The organism is Candidatus Cloacimonadota bacterium (assembly GCA_012522635.1).
In the GTDB taxonomy this organism is placed as follows: domain Bacteria; phylum Cloacimonadota; class Cloacimonadia; order Cloacimonadales; family Cloacimonadaceae; genus Syntrophosphaera.
Genome location: JAAYKA010000060.1, coordinates 1 through 4986, shown reverse-complemented (window position 1 = coordinate 4986; position 4986 = coordinate 1). Strand labels below are relative to the sequence as shown.

Annotated in this window: 4 protein-coding genes; 3 read left to right on the top strand and 1 reads right to left on the bottom strand. The window is 50.2% G+C overall.

Going from position 1 to position 4986, the window contains the following annotated elements; genetic code table 11:
• The 3 genes from GX135_03475 to GX135_03465 all read left to right on the top strand — a co-directional run.
• Positions 1-278, top strand: a 278-nt coding sequence (locus tag GX135_03475) for a DUF1292 domain-containing protein (protein ID NLN85154.1), incomplete at its 5' end; no start/stop codon positions are given.
• Between the two features lie 54 nt (positions 279-332).
• The gene (locus GX135_03470; GenBank protein ID NLN85153.1) at positions 333-1589 is read left to right on the top strand and encodes an imidazolonepropionase; all 1257 of its coding nucleotides are present in this window, start codon (positions 333-335) and stop codon (positions 1587-1589) included.
• The gene (locus GX135_03465; GenBank protein ID NLN85152.1) at positions 1586-3496 is read left to right on the top strand and encodes an SUMF1/EgtB/PvdO family nonheme iron enzyme; all 1911 of its coding nucleotides are present in this window, start codon (positions 1586-1588) and stop codon (positions 3494-3496) included. The genes GX135_03470 and GX135_03465 overlap by 4 nt, the downstream gene beginning before the upstream one ends.
• Positions 3497-3538: 42 nt before the next feature.
• On the opposite strand, the gene GX135_03460 is transcribed toward GX135_03465, so the two are convergent.
• Positions 3539-4986: 4Fe-4S dicluster domain-containing protein (locus GX135_03460; GenBank protein ID NLN85151.1), on the bottom strand; the 1448-nt coding region annotated here is incomplete at its 5' end.

Here is a 4986-nt window from a genome sequence, read left to right as displayed (position 1 = left end):
CCTACGAAGGTGAAGAGGAAACAAACGTTATCCAGCTTGAAATGGATGACGGAACCATGCAGGATTTCATTTTGCTGGGAACCTTGGAGCACAACGGAAAACAATATGTGGCGTTGGCGGAAGTTGACAGCAATGAATATGATATCCTTGCCTGGGAAATGGAAGATGACTTTGTAAACCTCAATGTGATTGAGGATGACAACGAATTCAACGAAGTTGCGGATCTTTTTCACGAATATCTGCAAGGTGATTTTGAGGAAGAAGAAGACGAAGATTGAGCATCTTTGCGTCATGAAATAAAACCCGATTCAACCAAGTTTGGAGGTTAAAATATGCGGGCTGACATGATTGTCAGGAACTGCCGGCAGCTGGTTACTTTGCAGGGCCCACCCGGTCCTCGAACCGGCGCGGGCATGAACGATCCCGGTATCATTGAAGACGGCGCTTTTGCCGTCAAAAATGGGCGTATTCTCGCTGTGGGGACAAGTGTTGAAATATTGGCAAAATACAGCGCCGATGAGGTGATTTGTGCCAAGGGGCAATTGGTTTTGCCTGGTTTTGTGGATTGCCACACGCATCCGGTTTTTGTCCACACACGTGAGGACGAATTTGCCATGCGTCTGGCGGGAAAATCTTATGTGGAGATTTCCCAAGCTGGAGGCGGCATCCGCGGCACGATAAAAACCACGCGCGACGCTTCTGAAGAGCTGCTTTATGAATTGGCTGCCAAACGTTTGCGAAAAATGATCTGCCTGGGAACAACCACCGTGGAAGCAAAAAGTGGCTACGGTTTGGATACCCCCAGCGAGCTAAAACAATTGCGTGTAATTGGTCGTTTGGCGGATGAAATGCCGATTACAGTGGTGCCAACCTTTATGGGAGCGCACGAATTTCCCGCTGAATATAAAAACGACCACAGCGCCTACATCAAAATCCTCTGCGAAGAGATGATTCCCGCGGTAGCAGAACAGGGCATCGCGCAGTTTTGTGATATTTTCACCGAAGCCCATGTTTATGACATCGAAGAATCCCGCAAGGTGCTGAATTGTGCCAAGGATAATGGATTAAAGCTCAAAATGCATGCCGATGAAATTGAATCCATGGGCGGCGCGGAACTGGCAGCGGAATTGGGTTGCATTTCCGCAGACCATCTGGGCGCTGCGTCCGACGCGGGGATTCAAGCGCTCAAGAAAGCGGGTGTAATCCCAGTCTTGCTTCCTGCTACGCTCTATTCTCTGGGCAGCAAAAATTACGCCCGGGGACGCTGTATGATTGACAACGGCTTGCCTGTTGCCATTGCAACTGACTATAACCCAGGCAGTTGCAACTGCGACTCCCTGCCTTTCACAATGAGTCTGGCCTGCCTGATGATGGGCTTGACTCCTGCTGAGGCACTTTGCGCCAGCACCGTGAATGCCGCTTACGCCCTTGATTTGGGTGCTGAGCTGGGGTCTCTGGAACCGGGCAAAAGAGCGGATTTTGTTTTTTGGGACATCCCTTCCATCAATTTCATCCCCTACCATCTCGGATCCAGCCATGTCACAAAGGTTTACAGCGGCGGGGAGCTTGTTTTTCAGGGAGATAAATGAACGCAAACCAGGGCGAAAACGCCTACACGATTATAGAGACGCTGCATAAATCAAAACAGTTCCGGGTGTATAAGGCTCGGAATTACTTCAGCGGACGAATCGTGACCATCAAAACCAATGAATACAGCTTTGCGGGGAACCAGGTTTTGCTTCAGCAGTTGCGCAGTGAGGCGGAAACAGGGCGCCGGCTGAGGCATCCCAACATCAGGGAAACCATTGGCCTGTTTGAAGATGGCGGCTCCGCCTACATGGTTTGTGAATATCTGGAAGGTGATCCGCTGGATCATATTTTGGCCATCCCCAAGGTGGATATCAGCTATAGCCAGGCGCTTAAATGGACCCTGCAGATTCTGGATGCATTGCAATACGCGCACAATCTGCTGACCCTTCATCTCAATCTTCAGCCCTCAAAAATCATGATCACAACGGATTATGAACTGAAGTTATTCGGTTTTGGCAGGTCGCCCCATGCTTGGAAAAATGCCGAACCGGGCGGCCAGGAATTTCATCCGGTCATTTTCACGGCTCCGGAGATATTTTTGGAGCAAAACCCAGACCAGCGTTCAGATATCTATTCCATCGGGGTTCTGGCATATTTGCTTTTCACAGGCAGGTTGCCCTGGGAAATCGATAAAGGACAACCGCCATCCTCCCAAAAACAGGAGCTTTTTTCCAAGCCTCCGGTGAACCAAGCTTTGGGGGGAAAGCAAATCCCTTCCTGGTTGCTGAGCATTTTGGGCAAGGCACTGCAGATTGACCCTCGCAGGCGTTTTGCCTCGGCCCAGGAGATGCGGGAAGCCATTATCAGGCAGAAAGAAGTGTCCATCGATGTTTTTTCCGGTGAACCTGTGCGAATTCCACCCCTCCGAGATGATGCCCCTGCGCGGGATGAAGCTGTTACCCAGCCTGGGCTGCCCAGAACGCAAAAGCCTAAAACTGCGGCACCTCCAAGTCAACGGGAATCTGTAATCGAGAGATTCCGAAAGATAAAAGAGAAAAAATCAACCAAAAAGCCGGTAAATCTCTCCCCCGAAGTGTTGAAACTGCGCAAAAACTTCAAAATAATGGCAGCGATTTCCGCCGTGATTCTCATCTATATACTGTTCAAATATGTGATTCTGAGCGAAAAATCCTTTTTTAAGGGAATCATTAAAAATGTGGGCAAAAAAGAGCTTCAAGTCGTTGTCAATAAAGCCATAAACATGGTTCCAATTAACGGCGGCACGGCTGTGATGGGTAATGTGGTTCAAGGCGCCAGTTCGGACGAATATCCCCTCTTACAGCTTACACTGCAGCCTTTTATGGTTGGGGTTTCAGAGGTCACCAAAGAGGAATGGGCCATGGTTATCCCCAGCAAGGATTACAGGGATGCAGAAAAAGACCTTCCCATAACGGGTGTAACCTTTGACGAAGTTTTAGCTTGGTGCAACAAAAAAAGCGTCCTCGACGGACTGGAGCCCTGCTACGAATTTTATAGCAATGGGGTGAATTGCGATTTCAGCGCCACTGGATATCGCTTGCCCACAGAGGCGGAATGGGAATTTGTGGCAAAAGCTGGCCGCCAAAACGACTATTTTGTATTCAGTGGATCAAATTCAGCCGAGCCGATAGCCTGGTTTTATGGCAACAGCGGGGGGACACTTCAAGCGGTTAAACAAAAGCAGCCCAATCAATACGGGATTTATGACCTCAGTGGAAACGCCTCGGAATGGGTTTGGAATTGGTACGCGCCCTATTCTCAAAGCACAGATATGCCTTTCACCGGGCCGGACAGCGGAACGGACAAAGTTGTGCGTGGCGGTTCATTTAAAAGCCAGCCCGAAGAACTGCGTGTCACCCGGCGTGAATATGCCAAACCCTATGCAAAGGAAGATGAAATCGGATTTCGTGTGGTCAGGAAAAGGTGACAACCGCTCCCAGAGAGTGGATTTGAAAGACTTTAGCCCGGCTCAGAAAGTGACCGGGCTTTTTCTTGTTTGGTAGAATTTTTCCAAATGCTGCCAAAGGAGACTGTCCGGGCTCAAGACACTGTCACGCAGTGAGTTAATATCCATATGCCGGGGGTCATATTTTTCTGCGGGCGCTTGCGGCGCGGTCTTCAAAAGGCGTTGAACCTCTTCGTTCCAGTGGTTTATATCAGCCGTTGCCGGTGAAATCCAGCCCAAGCTATAGAATAGACGTAAAAGCTCTCCCATCAGCAGGGATTTAGCTGGATTTTTAAACAATGCCACACCGCCGTCATCAGCCAGAGCGCTGCCTTCAATTTCCAAAAAAGAGGGCGCGGGCAAAACCAAGTCCGCTCTGGAATTGGGGTCCAGGAAGTGCCGAATTTCCATCTTGAAGGTATCTTTGTCCGATGGTTTGGCATCGCAGCCCCAAGCCACCACAAATCCCGCTTTTGCAGGTTCGCCAAAGTTCGCTCCAATGAGCTGCAAACCATTGTAGTTCACGTAGTCCGAGGTTTCCAACACGTTGCTCAAGCTGGGGTCAATTCCATGCGCCGTATTCAAAACAGTGGCAATGGCGCGTTCGCTGATGCGATTCAGGTTGTAGATAAAGAGCTGCTCAGAGCCAAGTTTCAGTGTATCCAGTGAAGAGTGGCGTTCATCCGCGAAGCGCAGGGGCTTGGAAGCGCCAAAGCTGACACTGCTTAGCTTCTTCCCAGCGCGTTGTTTTAAGCGCAGCATGGTGCGCAGGGTGTGGCTCACTTCGCCAATCACCACATATTCATCGAACCAATCAAGAAGCGCAAAGGGTTTGGGGTTTGGCGTCATCTGCAGATATTTGCTGCTGAAAACCTTGTGGCGTGGGTCTGAATGCAAGGTTGCACCGGCATTTTGCGCGGCACGGCGGAAGATGAGCATTTCTTCCAGGCTGATGTTGGGAGAAATATGGAAACGTTTCTTTTTGGCTGCTCCCGCTGCGGCGGCAACGAGGTTCAAAACCTCATCCCAGCCAATTGCTTTCCAGCTTGTGCCTTCCCGGCGCATTGGTTCTTTCAGGCGCTCCTCCCCAAAAAGTATCTGCCAGCCAAAACGCCCATCAAAACAGAGGTTGCGATCGTTAAAACCGGGATTCTCTTCATCCGTGCCCATCAGCACAGGCAGGCTGCTCTGAGTTTCACAAACCAGATGGCAGCCAACACCGCAGAGACCGCAATTTTGCGGGGTGCTATCCCGTAACAGCGGATTCAGCTTGTAGTTAACGTTCTTTTCCACCAGCGCGCCAACGGGGCAAACCGCGATACATTTGCCACAGCTTTCGCAGGTAGTTTGGGTTAAAGATTCGTCATATTCGGGAACCACCACAGCGGTATAACCTCGATATACATATCCCAAAACCGCCGGGCCCTGGATTTCGGCGCAGGTTCTCACGCAGCGGCCGCAATTTATACATT